A 15222-nucleotide genomic window follows, 5' to 3' on the forward strand; every position below is an offset into this window, starting at 1 on the left:
CAGGACAGTGAACAGGCGTAGCGAAATCGTGTCTACCGACCTATTGATGACCGTTGCCTGTCTCGCCTGCGCGATCGCGATGTTCCTGACCGGCCGGCCGCGCGCCGATGCGGTGGCGCTCATCATGATCGTCGCGCTGCCCGTCTCGGGCGTCGTGACCGTCAACGAGGCGCTGGCGGGCTTCTCGGACGCCAATATCGTCCTCATTGCAGCGCTGTTCGTGCTCGGCGACGGCCTCGTGCGAACGGGCGTCGCCCAGCGCGTCGGCGACGCCCTGATCGCGCGGGGCGGCTCGAACGAGCGCCGGCTCGTGACGCTGATCATGGCCATTGTCGGCATGATGGGCTCGGTGATGAGCTCCACGGCCGTCGTGGCGATCTTCATTCCCATCGTGTTCCGCATCGCGCGGCAGTCGGGCGTATCGCGCGCCCGGCTGCTCATGCCGGCGAGCATGGCCGCGCTCACGAGCGGCATGCTCACGCTCGTCGCCACCACGCCGAATCTCGTCATCAATAGCGCGCTGGTCTATCGCGGCCATGCGGGTTTCGGCTTTTTCGCCATCACGCCCGTCGGCGTGCCGGTTCTGGCCGTATGCATGGCCTGGATGCTGTTCGCGAAGCGCTTTCTGATCGGGGCCGACAGCGGCGAGACCTCGAACCGGCCCTCCGTGAACGACTGGGTCGCGCGCTACTCGCTCGAAGGGCGCGCGTTTCGCCTGAAAGTGGAGGCGGGCTCGCCGCTCGTCGGGCAAACGCTCGGTCGTTGCGGACTGGACGACGATCCCGTGGCGCACGTCGTCGCGATCGAGCGCCGTGCGCGCATGGGTACGACGGTGCTGCCCGCCACGGCCGACAGCAGCATCGCGCCCGGCGACGTGCTGCTGCTCGACGTGGATGCCGCCGGTTTCGATCTGCCCGCGTTCTGCGAACGCTACACGCTGGGGGTGCGCCGCATGTCGGGCGCCTACTTCACGGACCAGACCCACGATGTGGGCATGGCCGAGGTCATCGTGCCGCCGGATTCGGCGCTCGTGGGCGATGTCGCGCGCAGGTCGGCGGCGCTCAGGCGTCATGGCGTGACGGTCGTGGGTCTGCGCCGCGCCGACGCCGCGCTCGCGCACGACCTGCAGACCACGCGCCTCGAAGTCGGCGACACGCTGCTGGTGGTGGGGCCGTGGATCGACATTTTCTCGATGCAGTCGGTGGAGCACGACATCGTGTGCCTTGCCATGCCGGTGGAAAGCGACGCCTACGTGCCCGCGCCGGACAAGGCGGTGCAGGCCATCGGCTGCATGGCGCTCGTCGTCGCGCTGATGCTCGCGCCACGGGTGCCGAACGTGATCGCGGGCCTGACCGGCTGCCTGCTCATGGGCGCGCTGGGCTGCGTGAGCCTCGACAGCGCCTACCGCGCGATACACTGGCGCAGCCTCGTGCTGATCGTGGGCATGCTGCCGTTCTCCATCGCGCTGCAACGCACGGGCGGCATCGACATCGCCGCCGACGCCGTGCTCCGCGTGGCCGCGCCCTGGGGCGCGCATGGCCTGCTGGCCGCCGTGTTCGTGCTGACGCTGGTGGTCGGCATGGTGATCTCGGCCACCGCGACGGCGGTGCTGATGGCGCCCGTGGTGATCGCCATGGCCGCGCATCTGCACGCGTCGCCCTACCCGTTCGCGATGACGACGGCAGTCGCCGCGTCGGCGGCATACATGTCGCCGGTCTCGTCGCCCGTGAACGCGCTGGTCAGCACCGCTGGCGGCTACCGGTTCAAGGAGTTTTTCCTGGTGGGCATGCCGGCGGCGCTCGGGGCGCTCATTATCACCGTGGTGCTCGTGCCGCTGTTTTGGCCGGCCTATGCGCGCTAGCGCGAAGGCGAGGCAGATCACCCGTTCGCGAGGCATTGACCGGACATGGCGACATTCATGACGAGAGCGTGGGCCCTTCGCTGGATCAAGCGGCTTTTTCTTTTCCTCCTGCTGGCTTTCGTGTGCATTGCCGCGGTGCGGCTGTACGACGCGCAGCGCAAGGCGCCCTTGAGCTTGTGGCACACCTATGTGCCGGAGGAAATGCACGCGCACGAAATCGATCACGCGACGTGGGAAGAATACGTCGCGCACGAAGACCGGCTGTTCGACTCGGTCAGGAAGAACGTGACCGACAAGCTGCCGCCCGACGAACGCGTGCCCGCCAATCGCTATTTTTCGGGCAGCCCGATTTATCCCGGCCACTTCCGCACCGACTGGAACCGCTCGTACACGCTCAGGCCGGAGGGCGCCCCGCGCGGCGTGGCGGTGATGCTTCATGGCCTGACCGATTCTCCCTATAGCTTGCGGCACATTGCACAGCGCTATCAGCGCGATGGCTTCGCCGTGGTGGCGATACGCCTGCCGGGGCACGGCACGGTGCCGTCGGGCCTGACCGACGTGACGGCGGAAGACTGGGAGGCGGCCACGCGGCTCGCCGTGCGCGAGGCGCGCCGCCTCGTGCCGGCGCCCGCGCCGCTGCATATCGTGGGCTTTTCCAACGGCGGCGCGCTGGCGCTCCAGTACGCGCTCGAAGCGCTGGAGAATCCGGGCCTGCCGAAGGCCGACCACCTGATCCTGCTTTCGCCGATGATCGGCATTACGCGATTCGCGCGTTTTGCGGGCCTGGCGGCGTTGCCGTCGATCCTGCCTGCGTTCGAGAAAGCTGCGTGGCTCGACATCGTGCCGGAATTCAATCCGTTCAAGTACAACTCGTTTCCCGTGAACGGCGCACGCCAGTCGTGGCGGGTGACGCGGAAGATCCAGCAGGAAGTGGCCGACGCGGCGCGCAACGGCCGGATCGCGGCGCTGCCGCCCACGCTGACGTTTCAGTCCGTGCTCGACTTCACGGTGAGCACGAGCGCGATCGTCAGTTCGTTGTACGCGCAACTGCCTGCCAACGGCAGTGAGCTCGTGCTGTTCGACATCAACCGTACCGCGCAATGGAGCCCGCTGCTGCGCGCTTCGATGCGCGACGCGCTGCGCCGTATCGCGCCCGCGCCGCCGCTGCGTTACCGTCTGACGGTGCTGACCAACGCCTCGGCCACCTCGCCGCAGGTCGTCGAGCAAACCACGGCGCCGAACGGGACGGCGGTGAAAGTCGAACCCACGGGGCTCGACTATCCGCTCGACATCTATTCGCTTTCGCACGTGGCGTTGCCGTTTCCGGTGACCGATTCGCTGTACGGCCGCACGCCCGACCCCGACGACGACCTGGGCATCCATCTCGGTGCGCAGTCCATTCGCGGCGAAACGGGGGCGCTGATCGTAGGCGCCGGGCTCCTCACGCGGCTGTCATGGAACCCGTTCTACCCGTACGTGGTCGAGCGCATCGACTATCTGGCGAGCCACGCGCCGTAGTCGCGCGCCGGACGTGCGGTGAAATCAACCGCGCGCGAGTTCGACCTGCGCGGTCATCTGTTCCCCGCCGCGCTCGACGACGATCGAAACGTTGTCCCTCGCACGCGCGATCATGCTTTGCAACTGCTCGACGTTCTGCACCTCGATGCCGTTGACGGCGACGATCACGTCGCCGGCGCTGATGCCCGCCGCGCGCGCCGGACCGCCCGCGCGCACGACGAGTACGCCGCCGTTCACGCCGATCTGGTCTGACTCGTCGCCCGTGAGCGAGCGCACGGCCACGCCGAGACGCGGATGCGAACCGTGGTCCGTGTCGCCGCCGCCCTGCACGATCTGGTCCTTCATGTGCATGGCTTCGTCGATGGGAATCGCGAACGACAGACCCTGGAAGCCGCCCGTGCGCGAATAGATCATCGAATTGATGCCGATGACTTCGCCGTTCAGGTTGAAGAGCGGACCGCCCGAATTGCCGGGATTGACGGGCACGTCGGTCTGAATGAGGTGCGCGGGACTGTCGTCCGAGAGCTGGCGCGACTTCGCGCTGATGATGCCCGAGGTCACGGTGTTGTCGAGACCATACGGCGAGCCGATGGCGACGACCCAGTCGCCCACCTTGCTGTTCGCCGGATTGCCGATCTTCACGGTGGGAAAACCGGCGCCGGCGATTTTCAGCACGGCCACGTCACCCGCCTTGTCGGTGCCGATCACGCGCGCGGGGAACTTGCGGCCGTCGGTGAGCTTGACGGTCACTTCGTCCGCGCCTTCGACCACGTGATTGTTCGTCAGGATGTAGCCGTCCTGGCTCACGATGAAACCCGAGCCGAGTGCGCCCGAATGGCCGTCTTCGGAATCCGGGTTTTCCTTCACGACCTCGACATGGACCACAGCCGGGCCGTACGTTGCCACGATCGCCGAGAAGTTCGGCGCCTGGCCTTTGCCGTCGTCGGCCTTGGGCGTCGGCGCGGTCAGAGTCGATTTCGTGGCGCTGCTCTCGTTCGCGCTGGCGTGCTCGTGGCTTACGACCCACGCGCCGGCGAGCGCGACCGCCACACCGGCGATCAGGCCCCGGCGCCGATATTTGCTGGTAGTCATTGCTGTGGTCAAAAAGAATGAATGAAAGTGCGCGTAAGGTACTTTTTGCTGCTTAAACGTGACTTAAAGGAACTGCGGGATTTTTCGTTCCCCGAAAGGTCGTCGATCGCAGCGCGCTCGCCAGCCAGCGCGCAAGTCTTCTTCAAAGCGACTAGTCTTCCTGAATGGCAGCCGATCGCGCCCCGAAGTCCGCGCCATTGAGGGCCGGATTCATGCGCCGGGTGGCGCGTCGTTCGGGTTCGCCCCCGATGGCTTGCTAACGTCTCACGCCTGTCTGCCGATATGCGTTTCGATGCGTCATGTGGTTCGTCATCCCAGGCATTTCATGTCACGCGAGGAAAGAGATGGCCGGATCAGTGTTTCGCCGCCAGCCGGTCTCGCCGAGGCGCAGGCGAAGCGTCGCGATGCCGGGGACCTCATGAAGCAGGATCTCATCACGTGCACCTGCGTGGTGGTGGTCGTCGCCATTACGGGGTGGGTGCTCTATATCGGCCGTCCGGTGCTGGTGCCGATTGCGTTCGCGATCATCACGTCGTACGTGATTTACGGGCTCGCCGAAATATTGCGGCGCGTGCCCCACGTCGGCAAGCGCATTCGCGCGGGCGTGCGCTACTGGAGCGCGGCCGCGCTCATCCTCGTCGCGGCGTGGCTGGCGACCGAACTGCTGCTTTCCGATACCGACCGCATGCTGGCCGTCGCGCCGAAATACGAAGCGACACTGCTCGCCTTGCTGGCCAAACTCACGGCCTTGCTGCATCTGGAAACGGAGGCGTCGTGGACGGCGTTTCGCCGCGAGCTGCTCGCCGTAGTCAACGTTCAGGCACTGCTCACTTCGCTCCTTGGGTCGCTGTCTTCGCTCATGGCGACGACGCTCGTCGTCTTTCTGTACACGGCGTTTTTCATGGTCGAGATGGGACGATTCCGCCGCAAGCTATCGGCGGTCATGCGCGGCAAGGCCGACATGGAACCCGTGATCGACGCGATCAATTCGAAGATCGGCACATACCTGGCGTTGAAGGCGCTGCTCGGGGTGGTGCTCGGCATTCTCAGCTGGATCTGCATGCAACTGGTCGGCCTGGAGTTCGCGCCGCTGCTCGCCGTGCTCATCGTGATGCTCAACTTCGTGCCGTATGCGGGCTCGCTCATCTCCGTCGCGTTTCCCGCCTTGCTGGCGGCGCTCCAGTTCGGCCAATGGAACGAGCCGATCGTGCTGCTCATATCGCTTTCGGCGATCAACTTCGTCATGGGCAACGTGCTCGACCCATGGTTGATGGCCGGTTCGCTGAACCTGAGCCCCGCGGTCATTCTGATGAGCCTTGCGGCATGGACGGCGATCTGGGGCATCGCCGGCGCGTTCCTGGCCGTGCCGGGAACGGTGGCCCTCACCATCATCTTTTCGGCGTTCAGCTCCACGCGGCCGCTCGCTTTGCTGTTGACGAAGGATGATGTCGCGAGCCCCGCCGAATGAACGCGATCGTTGCCGTACCGGACATTCACAGGTGACTTATGGACTCCAGAAGAAGTCGTCGCGCCAGTGCGATCGGCCCCGCTTACGCGTGCCAGTGCAAGCAGGCGTTGACGCAGTACGCGAACCGCCGCATCAGTGCCGATCTTGCGCGCCGCGGGTTTCTGATCGGCATGGGCGCATCCATGTTGAGCGCCGTTCTGCCGGAACTGAGCTTCGCGCAGCAACCCGGCGCGGCCGCGCCAGCACCCATGCAGCCCGTGACGTTTACGAACTTTCGCCTGTTCGACGGCAAGTCCGGCGCATTGCAGGACGGTATGTACCTGGTCGTCGATGGCAACCGCATATCGCAGCTTCGCCGGGGCGCGCCGGGCGCAACCGTCGGCCAGCGCGTGATCGACTGCGGCGGCAAGGTGATGATGCCGGGACTCATCGACATGCACTGGCACGCGCTGCTCGCGGCGCTGCCCATCGCGACCATCATGCAGTCCGACTTCAGCTTCGTCTATCTCGCCGCGGGCGCGGAGGCGCAGCGTACGCTTTTGCGCGGGTTCACGACGATTCGCGACGTAGGCGGCCCGGCATTCGCCCTGAAACAGGCCATCGATTCAGGCATGCTGAGCGGTCCGCGCATCTATCCCTCCGGCGCGATGATTACGACGACGGGCGGTCACGGCGACTTTCGTCTGTTGACCGATGTGCCGCGCACGTCAGGTCAGATCAGCGCGGTGGAACGGACAGGCGCCGCCGCCATCGCGGACTCGGCCGACGAGGTTCGTTTGCGCGTGCGCGAACAGTTCATGCAGGGCGCCACGCAGATCAAGATCGTCGGGTGCGGCGGCGTTTCCACGCCGCGCAGCCCGCTCGACATGCTCACGTTCACCGAGCCGCAACTGAAGGCGGCGGTGGAGACGGCATCCGACTGGGGTACCTATGTACTCGTGCACGCGTACACGCCGGAGTCGGTGAAGCGCGCCGTCGCGGCCGGTGCGCAATGTATCGAACATGGCCACCTCATTGACGAGCGCAGTGCCGAAATCATCGCGAAGAACGGCACGTGGTTGAGCACGCAACCGTTTACGAGCGAAGAGGACGTCGCGCCGATGGCGCCGTCGAGCCGGGAGAAGTTTCTCGAGGTTACGGCCGGCACCGACACCATGTACAAGCTCGCCCGCAAGCACGGACTCAAGGTGGCGTTCGGCACCGATCTCCTCTTTTCCCAGGCGCTCACCCAGCGGCAGGGCACGATGCTAGGGCACATGACGCGCTGGTATCCGCCTGCCGAAGTCTTGAAGATGGCGACGGGCATAAACGGGCAGTTGCTGGCGCTGGCGGGAGAGCGCAATCCGTATCCTCACAAGCTCGGCGTCCTGGAAGAGGGCGCTTATGCCGACCTGCTGATCGTGGCCGGCGATCCGCTCGAAGACATGACGCTGCTTGCCAGTCCCGACCAGAACCTGCTGATGGTCATGAAAGACGGACGTATTTTCAAGGACACGATAAAGGCCTGAGCCCGGGTGCCGCGCCGTCATGCGGCGAGCGGGAATCGCGTATCGACGGCGCGAATTCTGTATCAAGATGTCAATGCACGGGGCCGTATCAGCCGGGTGCATTCGGGCGCAGGGCGCAGCCATCATGGAAAGGCCATGGCTCCGTCGGCGAGGGGTCGGGTTCGATCCTGTCCGGAACCGCCAGATGGCGGATTTCGCCGGTTGAACTTCGCGGCGAAGTGTCCCATATTCGAAGTGAATTTTTTCAACCGTCCGGCGAACCGCGAAATCCAGCATCGAATACGGCGAGTACTTCGAATCGTGCCGCTGCGTCGCCTGTTGCGAGGCGCGTCCGGCGAGCGGGTGCGAACCCGAACCCTATCCTGTCAAAGCGTCGATACCTGCAATGTTCAACGAACCTGCCCGAGGTCACGCTGGTCCGTGGGGATGTCCGTACTGCGGGACCGGTTTTAATGCACCGCTGATGATTTGCCCCCAGTGCGGCGCGAAGCAGCTTCCTGCTGGCCCGCGGACGTCGCCGCCGAGCGAATCCGCCGCGCCGGAATGGCACGACGGCTTCGCGCGCCATTCGCACTCGCACTGGAGCCCGGCAGCCTTCGGGTTCGGCGGCGCGCAACAATACAGCGAATACCCGGCGCGGGACGAGGCGCGCGAGGGACATCGCTCATGGCTGCCGTTCTACGCCGTCGGCAGCGTGGTCTCCGTCGTGTTCCTGCTTGGCGCGTATACGATTTCGCATCGCGCCGAGCGCGCACCTTCATCGGGCGGGCAGGTCGTGGAAGGGGCCGTGTTCGTGCCGAAAGGCAACGTGTCCGCGCCGACGGTGAAGCCGCCCGCGTCACGCAGCGCGTCGACGACCGTCGAGGCTCGCGTGGCGCCGCCTCCTGCGGCCGCGGCGCCGCCGTCCGCAGTGGCTCATGTCTCGCCTTCGCCCGCGCACGTGCCGCCTCCCGTGGTGGCTCATGCCTCGCCGCCTTTGCCCGTGCATGTGCCGCCGCCGCCATTGAGCGTTCCGGTGCCGCAGCGGCAATACGCGCCGCCCGTGCCCACCGTCATCGCGCATACGGAAGCCGCTCAACGCGGCATCGCTGCGCGAAAAAGCGCGGGCGAGGAGCGCACGCTCGCTGCAAAGACCGCGGCGAAGGCCAGCGCGAACGCGCGCGCCGACGTCGCGAGAAGTCTCGCGAGCGCGCGCGCAAACCTCGACAAGAGCAGCCTTGCGCCGGCGCGCAGCGCGATCATGACCGCGTTGGCCGAGCAGCCCGGCAACGGCTACGCGCTGCAGATGCAGGCCGAACTGGCCTCGCGCGAGCAGGAACGCGATTCGTTGCTCGGCTATGCGCGACTCTGCGCACGCGAGGGTCAGTGGGTGTGCGCCTGGCATAACGCGGGGCATGCGCTGACGGTCGACTCATCGAGCAGCGAAGCGAAGGACATGCTCGCGCGCTCGATCGCACAGCAGGGGAGAGGTGCCGTGAGGCAAGTGGATTCGGGCCCGCCTGGCCCGCCGATCGATCCCAATTGACGCGCGTGGTACGGCACCGATCGGGCTAATCGGGCGCCGCGTGGTGCTCGACGAGCCAGCTACTGAAGTTGCGCACCCGCAGCGTGTCCTGCACCTCCGGCCGCACGTCGAGCCAGTAGCCGGAAGGTCCCGCGACTTCCACGCGGCTCAGTTGCACGAGCGTGCCGCTGTGCAGTTCGGGCTCGATCATGTGACGGTCGGCAACGGCAATGCCGAGGCCTGCCACGGCCGCGTGTATGACCTGATCGAGCGTGCTGAACTCCAGCTCGCCGCGCGGCGCGATCTTCACGTCGAGCGCCGCGGCTTCGAGCCATGCTTCCCATACGAGCAGGCGGCGGTCGATATCGAGGATATAGAGCCAGGGGTGCTGCGCGAGAATGTCGCGCAGCGCGCTTTCGTCGGCGGGCGGCGCCGCGAACTCGCGCGCCGAGCCGACGAGCACATGGCGTTCGCGCATGAGCAGCGTGCTCTGCCCGCCCGGCAGCGGCTCCATGCCGAAGCGGATCTGGCAATCCTCGTTGCGTTCCGTGCCGTGCAGCGGACCGTATTCGTTGGTGATGGAAATACGCAGATCGGGATGGCGCGCCTGAAAATCGCGCAGACGCGGCGTGAGCCAGCGCGTGGCGAGCGTGGGCGCGGCGTTCACGCTCAGCAGGCTGTTCGAAGGATCGGCGCGGATCGTGTCGAGCGTATGGGCGATGCTGTCGAACGCGGCCTGCAGCGTGGGCAGCAGGCGCTTGCCCGCGGCCGTGATTTCGAGCCGGTGATGATGCCGCATGAAGAGCGGCGTGCCGAGATAGTCTTCGAGCAGACGAATCTGGCGGCTGATCGCCCCCTGCGTGACGTGCAGGTTCTGCGCGGCCCTGGTGAAGCTGAGCGTGCGGCTCGCCTCCTCGAATGAACGCAGGGCCGATAAGGAAGGTAGGCGGCGCATGCAAGCCTCGCGATGCAATCGCGCCGGCTCGCGCCGGCGCCTGTTTGCCTCAATGACGGGTGTGAGAAACGTGCGTGAAAACCATCAGAACGCGTGCGTGATACCCACGCGGCCGACGACCTGGCTGTCGGTGCCCGAGGGATTGAAGCCCGTGATCTGCGCGTTTTGCGCGGCGCCCGCTGCATGCTGGTACACGCCCATTGCGTAGACCGACGTGCGTTTCGAAAGCGCGTACTGGCCGATCAGGTTGACCTGGTGATACTTCGGCGAGGCGTCGGTCGCGTGGTCCTGGCCCATCGTGAACGTGTAACCCGCGCCGACGGTGAAGGCGGGCGTCACGGCATAGGTGCCGGCGACTTCGTAGTTCTGGAAATGCAGATCGCCGCTGCCGTTCGCCGACGAGAAGTCCACGTTCGAATAGTTCGCCATCAGCTTCAGGCTGCCGAGCACGTACGATGCGCCGGCGGACAGGATGCCCTGGTAGCGCGCGTTGGCGAGCGCGTCGCCGTACACCAGGTTGACGAAGCCGCCACCGCTGCCATAACCGGCGACGGCCGCAATCGGATCGTTCACGCGCAGGTAGCCCACGCCGGCGCTGAACGAGCCGAGCGTATACGCCGCCGCCGCGCTATACGAGGCATTGTTCGAGAACTGGCCCGCCTGGCCGCCGAACGAATAATGGCCTTCGAACTGGAAGCCGGAGAACACCGGGCTCACGTATTTCACGGCGTTGTTGACCGGGAACCCGTTGTCGAGGTTGTCCATGTCGTTCGGGTGTGCGAAATACCAGCCGCCGTAGTTGCCGTTGAGCGAATACGGCTCGATCAGGTCGACGGTGGCGTCCCACTGCTTGCCGAAGGTGATCTGGCCATAGCGATCCGACTTGAAGCCGACATACGCGTTGCGCGAGAATGCGAGGCCGCCGCCGAGTCCGCCCGTCGCGGCGTTGAATCCGCTTTCGAGCCGGAAGATCGCGGCGTAGCCGCCGCCAAGGTCTTCGGAGCCGCGCAGGCCCCAGCGGCTGCCTGCGGGCACGCCGCTTTGCATCTGCACGAGCTTGCTGCCGGTGCCCGGCACGAGCTGGCCGTTCGCGCCGCTCGCCACATTGTTGGCGTAGTCCACCCCGAGGTCGATGATGCCGTACAGCGTCACGCTACTTTGCGCGTGCGCGCACGCCGCGGCGAGCGCCAGCGGCAGCGCCGCGAGAATCTTCTTTTTCACCTGCGTCTCCTTGTTATCGAGTCGCGTTGCGCGACTCCGCTTTCTGGTTGGTATGGCTTGTCAAGGCGGTTCAGGCGCCAAGCGACTTCTGCACCTTCGCGGCCACGTCCGCGGGCACCCACGTCTTCCACATCTCGGGGTGCTGCTTGAGGAACTTCTGCGCTTCGGTCTGCGCATCGACCTTATGCTCGGTCATGTCGAGAATCGTCGTGTTCAGGAAGTCGATCGGAAAGCTCACCTTTGCGAAGAAGGCCATTACGTCCGGCTCGTCCTGAAAGAACGGCGTGGACACGCCGATCTTCAGATGCGAGACCAGGTATGACGAGGCGCATTGCTGTGCGCTGTTTTCCTCGCGCAAGGTCTTCCAGCACGCTTCGTTGAACGGCGGCATCTTGAGCTGTACGAACCTGTATTTGGCCATCAGCGCGGCCGGTTCCCAGTAGTAGGTGAGTATCGGCTTGCCGCGCGCGTAGGCCGAGGAGATGGCCGCGTCGAGCGCCGCGCCGGTGCCGGGGCGGAAGTTCGTGTAGCTGTCGTCGAGCTTGAGCAGCTTGAGAAGGCGCGTGTTCACGCGCTCGCAGTCCCAGCCCGAGGGGCAGTTGAGAAAGCGGCCGCGGTCGGGTTCCTCGTCGTCGACGAAAAGGCCCTTGTATCCGGGCAGTTCGCTGACCGACTGGAGGTCGGGCGCGCTCGCCTTGATGCCGCGTTTGGCGTCGCCGTGCACCACATAGTCGGGCACGTACCAGCCTTCTCTCGTGCCGCCCGGCAGCGTGTCGCCCACGAGCTTCACCGAGCCCGCCTTCACCGCGCCCGCGATGATCTCCGAGCGGCCCGTCCATTGTTCGGCCCACACCTGCAGGTCGTTGCGCGAGAGCGCCGTTTCCGTGGCCGCCGTGCTGCCGGGCACGGTGTCGGTCTGGCAGCTATAGCCGTTCTTGAGGATGTAGCGCAGCACTTCGCTCGTGAAGTTGCCGCTCTCCCAGGTGATGCCCGCGAAGCGCACCGGTTTACCGCTGCTGCACCAGGTGCCCGCCGCATGGGCCGGCACCGCGGCGAGGGCGAACGGCGCCGCGAGGCAGGCCGCGCGGAGCAGGGACGTCAAGCGTTTCATTGCGTGTCTCCATTTTATTTAAATGTTTCGGAATGCTTCGTTTATGGGCTGGCGCGCGTTCGCAGCCGGACTGCACGGCGGCCCTCCATGCTTCAGTCGTAACGGCTGTCGTGCGCGAGCGTGGCGGCGAGCGTGGCCTCGTCGAGTTCGACGCCAAGGCCTGGCGCATCGCCGAGTTCGATCCAGCCTTGTGCGTCGATGTCGATCACGTGCTCGAGCGGATAGTCGCGGCGAGCCGGCGTCCATTCGGGCGGGTCGTACGGAAACTCGACGAACGGCGCGTTCCCCGCGCCCGCCACGACGTGCAGATTGGCCGCGAGGCCGATGCCGTTGCCCCACGTATGCGGCGTGAACACCTTGCCGTGCGCATCGATTTGCGCGGCGAGCCGCCGCGCGCCTTCCATGCCGAGCGTGCAGACCACATCGGGCTGATAGACGTCGAGGCAGTCGTGCGCGAGGAGCGCCGCGAATTCGTGCGCGTCGCGCGTCATCTCGCCGCCCGCGATCCGCACGGGCGTTTGCTTGCGCAGTTGCGCATGGCCCGCGTAGTCGCCGCGGTGCAGCGGTTCCTCCACCCAGTACACGCGATGCCGTTCGATTTGACGAATCACGGCGAGCGCCTCCTCCGCGCGCCACGGCGCCTGGGTGTCCCACGGCATGCGCCAGCCCTGGTTGCAATCCACCATCAGCTCGACTTGCTCGCCCGCGGCTTCGCGCACGGCGGCGAGTGCGGCGAGGTCGTCGGCGAGCGTGGGGCGTCCAAAGCGCACCTTGAGCGCCGGAAAGCCGCGCGCGACGGCGTGCTCGGCCCACTGCGCCATTCCTTCGAGCGTGCGATGCACACCCGAGGACGCATACGCCCGCACGCGCTTCGTGCGGCCGCCGGCCATTTGCCAGCACGGCTTGCCGAGGATCTTTCCCGCGAGGTCCCAAAGCGCGACGTCGAGTGGCCAGAGGCGGCCCGCGTGGAAACTGAGGTTCTCCAGCACCGCGGAGTGGCGCGCGAGATCGAGCGGGTCGGCGCCGATGAAAAGGTCGCGGTAGTCGTCGAAGCCGTACATGGCGTCGCCGGAGCCGATGCCGATGCGGCCTTCGTCGTCCTCCACGCGCACGATCGTCGCCGGGAAGGCGCGGCGCGGGCGGCTGTCCCACGAGGCGGGGAACGGTGGATCGAGCGGCAGCCGGTGCTGGCTGACGGTGATGCGGGCGATGCGGTTCGTCATGGCGCGTGGGGCGCCCGCCGGTGCGCCAGATCGCGTGGGGTACGCGGCGGGGCGGTGCGGCGGGCGATTGTCTCCTTGGCCTGTGCAGGCGTTACGGCATCCTAGAGGGTCAATTCCACGCACTCAATGAAGTCAATTGAAGTAAATGACAGCCTTCAATTCTGCGGATTGGGCGCGATAATGACGCAGCCGCCGCGCCGCGCCGCGCCGCGCCACGGCGCGTCTCGCCCCCCTCGGGAAAACACCATGAACGGCTGGATGCCCACGCTCTCACGCAGTAGCGAACCGAAGTATCGGGCGATCGCCCACGCTTACGCACAGGCCATCGACGGCGGTCAGATGCTGCCGGGAGAAAAATTGCCCGCGCATCGCTTGCTGGCGAGGAAACTCGGCGTCACGACCGGCACGGTGAGCCGTGCCTATGCGGAGCTGGAACGTTGCGGGATGGTGGTGGCGCGCGTGGGCGACGGCACCTATGTTGCCGAGCCGGACGCCGACGGCGCGCGCATGCCGGACCGCGCCCGGCCCGTGCCCGAACCGCTGGAGCGGGCTGCCGCGCCGGGTGCGTTCCCCGCGGCGAGCCTGATCGATCTCGGCCAGAACGTGCCGATGCCGACCGACGAAGCGTTCCTGCTCACGCAGACCTTGCGCGAACTGGCCGCCGACGAGCGGCTTGCCGGCGAACTGCTGCTTTATCAGCCCGAAGGCGGCCGCCGCTCGCACCGCGAGGCCGGTGCGCGCTGGCTGGCGCGCATGGGCTGCACGGTGGCGGCCGAGCGCGTGCTGGTCACCCAGGGCGCGCAGCATGGTCTCGCATGTGTCTTGCGCGCGGTGCTGCGCCCGGGCGACACGATCTTCGCGGAGGCGCTGAGTTATCCCGGCATCGTCGCGCTCGCGCGTCAGTTGCGGCTCAATCTCGTTGGCATCGAAATCGACGACGAGGGGATCGTGCCCGCCGCGCTCGAGCGTGCCTGCAGCCTGCTCGCGCCACGCGCGCTCTTTTGCGTGCCGACGCTGCACAATCCGACCACGGCGACGCTCTCCGAAGCGCGCCGCGCGGCGATTGCCGAGATCGCCGCGCGCCATCACCTCGTCGTGATCGAGGACCTCGTCCCGGCGGCGTTGCTCGACGCGCCGCCCACGCCGCTCGCCGCGCGTCTGCCCGAGCATGGCATCGTCATCAGCAGTCTTTCGAAAGCGGTCGCGCCGGGCCTGCGCATCGGCTACGTGCAGGCGCCTCAGGACTGGGTCGGCAAGATCCTCGCGGTGATACGCAGCGATTGCTGGATGACCTCGCCGCTCGCCGCGGAAATCGCGGCGCGCTGGATCGTCGAAGGGGAAGTCGATCGCCTCGTCGCGCAGCAGCGCGCGCAGGTCGACGTGCGCCACGCGATCGCCGCCGAGGTGTTGGCGGGTTCGCCTTATCGCACCGATCCGGCGAGCCCGCACCTCTGGCTGCCGCTCGCCGAGCCGTGGCGCGCCGCGGAATTCTCGGCGGCGCTGCGGCAGGCCGGCGTGCTCGCGAAAACGGCCGACAGCTTCGTGATCGGGCGCGGGTCGGCGCCGCACGCGGTGCGGCTGAGCCTGGGCGGGGCGCGCAGCCATGAGGCGCTGCGCGAAGGGCTGGAACGGCTTGCGCGCACGCTGCGCAACGGACCGGAAGGCCTTTATTCCGCTTGACGTCGCGTAGCGCGCCGTTACGCTGCGACGATGACGTCGACGGTGCGCTCGCGCCGTTCGTCTACCGAAAACGGGAACACG

General features: G+C 66.7%; 11 protein-coding genes. 6 read left to right on the plus strand and 5 right to left on the minus strand.

The window, feature by feature from the left end:
• Positions 1–28 precede the first annotated feature (28 nt).
• Both BLU17_RS03840 and BLU17_RS03845 read left to right on the plus strand, forming a co-directional pair.
• Positions 29–1861 (plus strand): SLC13 family permease, encoded by a 1833-nt coding sequence (locus BLU17_RS03840; protein ID WP_091995072.1) that lies wholly within the window; start codon positions 29–31, stop codon positions 1859–1861.
• 57 nt (positions 1862–1918) lie between these two features.
• On the plus strand, positions 1919–3379 hold the full coding sequence (locus BLU17_RS03845) for an alpha/beta hydrolase (RefSeq protein ID WP_091995075.1): 1461 nt from the start codon (positions 1919–1921) through the stop codon (positions 3377–3379).
• Between the two features lie 24 nt (positions 3380–3403).
• Here the strand turns inward: BLU17_RS03845 and BLU17_RS03850 are convergent, their stop codons facing one another.
• Positions 3404–4471 carry a S1C family serine protease gene (locus BLU17_RS03850; RefSeq protein WP_091994672.1) on the minus strand — a complete coding sequence of 356 codons (1068 nt, stop codon included), beginning with the start codon at positions 4469–4471 and terminating at the stop codon, positions 3404–3406.
• A 418-nt stretch (positions 4472–4889) separates the two neighbouring features.
• Between BLU17_RS03850 and BLU17_RS03855 the strand changes: the two genes are divergently transcribed.
• From BLU17_RS03855 to BLU17_RS03865, 3 genes are all read left to right on the plus strand, one after another.
• Positions 4890–5939, plus strand: coding sequence for an AI-2E family transporter (locus BLU17_RS03855; protein ID WP_091994675.1), 1050 nt, complete (start codon positions 4890–4892; stop codon positions 5937–5939).
• 38 nt (positions 5940–5977) lie between these two features.
• On the plus strand, positions 5978–7447 hold the full coding sequence (locus tag BLU17_RS03860; protein WP_245746717.1) for a metal-dependent hydrolase family protein: 1470 nt from the start codon (positions 5978–5980) through the stop codon (positions 7445–7447).
• Positions 7448–7910: 463 nt separating this feature from the next.
• On the plus strand, positions 7911–8972 hold the full coding sequence (locus BLU17_RS03865; RefSeq protein WP_091994678.1) for a hypothetical protein: 1062 nt from the start codon (positions 7911–7913) through the stop codon (positions 8970–8972).
• Between the two features lie 25 nt (positions 8973–8997).
• Here the strand turns inward: BLU17_RS03865 and BLU17_RS03870 are convergent, their stop codons facing one another.
• The 4 genes from BLU17_RS03870 to BLU17_RS03885 form a co-directional block, all read right to left on the minus strand.
• Positions 8998–9906 carry a LysR substrate-binding domain-containing protein gene (locus BLU17_RS03870; protein WP_091994682.1) on the minus strand — a complete coding sequence of 303 codons (909 nt, stop codon included), beginning with the start codon at positions 9904–9906 and terminating at the stop codon, positions 8998–9000.
• Between the two features lie 84 nt (positions 9907–9990).
• Entirely contained in the window at positions 9991–11127 is a 1137-nt protein-coding gene (locus tag BLU17_RS03875) for a porin (RefSeq protein WP_091994685.1), read from the minus strand.
• Between the two features lie 70 nt (positions 11128–11197).
• Positions 11198–12238 carry an ABC transporter substrate-binding protein gene (locus BLU17_RS03880; protein ID WP_091994690.1) on the minus strand — a complete coding sequence of 347 codons (1041 nt, stop codon included), beginning with the start codon at positions 12236–12238 and terminating at the stop codon, positions 11198–11200.
• Positions 12239–12330: 92 nt separating this feature from the next.
• Positions 12331–13461 carry a mandelate racemase/muconate lactonizing enzyme family protein gene (locus BLU17_RS03885; RefSeq protein ID WP_091994695.1) on the minus strand — a complete coding sequence of 377 codons (1131 nt, stop codon included), beginning with the start codon at positions 13459–13461 and terminating at the stop codon, positions 12331–12333.
• A 246-nt stretch (positions 13462–13707) separates the two neighbouring features.
• On the opposite strand from BLU17_RS03885, the gene ehuR reads away from it, so the two are divergent.
• On the plus strand, positions 13708–15141 hold the full coding sequence (gene ehuR / locus BLU17_RS03890) for a MocR-like ectoine utilization transcription factor EhuR (RefSeq protein ID WP_091994699.1): 1434 nt from the start codon (positions 13708–13710) through the stop codon (positions 15139–15141).
• Positions 15142–15222 lie beyond the last annotated feature (81 nt).

Source organism: Paraburkholderia lycopersici, from assembly GCF_900096975.1.
Lineage (GTDB): Bacteria > Pseudomonadota > Gammaproteobacteria > Burkholderiales > Burkholderiaceae > Paraburkholderia > Paraburkholderia lycopersici.

What these genes read in the sequence shown, in the direction of transcription:
- BLU17_RS03855 (WP_091994675.1), top strand. Translation starts at nt 4,890, where the DNA reads ATGAAGCAGGATCTCATCACGTGCACCTGCGTGGTGGTGGTCGTCGCC.
- BLU17_RS03860 (WP_245746717.1), top strand. Translation starts at nt 5,978, where the DNA reads ATGGACTCCAGAAGAAGTCGTCGCGCCAGTGCGATCGGCCCCGCTTAC.
- ehuR (WP_091994699.1), top strand. Translation starts at nt 13,708, where the DNA reads ATGAACGGCTGGATGCCCACGCTCTCACGCAGTAGCGAACCGAAGTAT.
- BLU17_RS03850 (WP_091994672.1), bottom strand. Translation starts at nt 4,471, where the DNA reads ATGACTACCAGCAAATATCGGCGCCGGGGCCTGATCGCCGGTGTGGCG.
- BLU17_RS03845 (WP_091995075.1), top strand. Translation starts at nt 1,919, where the DNA reads ATGACGAGAGCGTGGGCCCTTCGCTGGATCAAGCGGCTTTTTCTTTTC.
- BLU17_RS03880 (WP_091994690.1), bottom strand. Translation starts at nt 12,238, where the DNA reads ATGAAACGCTTGACGTCCCTGCTCCGCGCGGCCTGCCTCGCGGCGCCG.
- BLU17_RS03865 (WP_091994678.1), top strand. Translation starts at nt 7,911, where the DNA reads ATGATTTGCCCCCAGTGCGGCGCGAAGCAGCTTCCTGCTGGCCCGCGG.
- BLU17_RS03870 (WP_091994682.1), bottom strand. Translation starts at nt 9,906, where the DNA reads ATGCGCCGCCTACCTTCCTTATCGGCCCTGCGTTCATTCGAGGAGGCG.
- BLU17_RS03885 (WP_091994695.1), bottom strand. Translation starts at nt 13,461, where the DNA reads ATGACGAACCGCATCGCCCGCATCACCGTCAGCCAGCACCGGCTGCCG.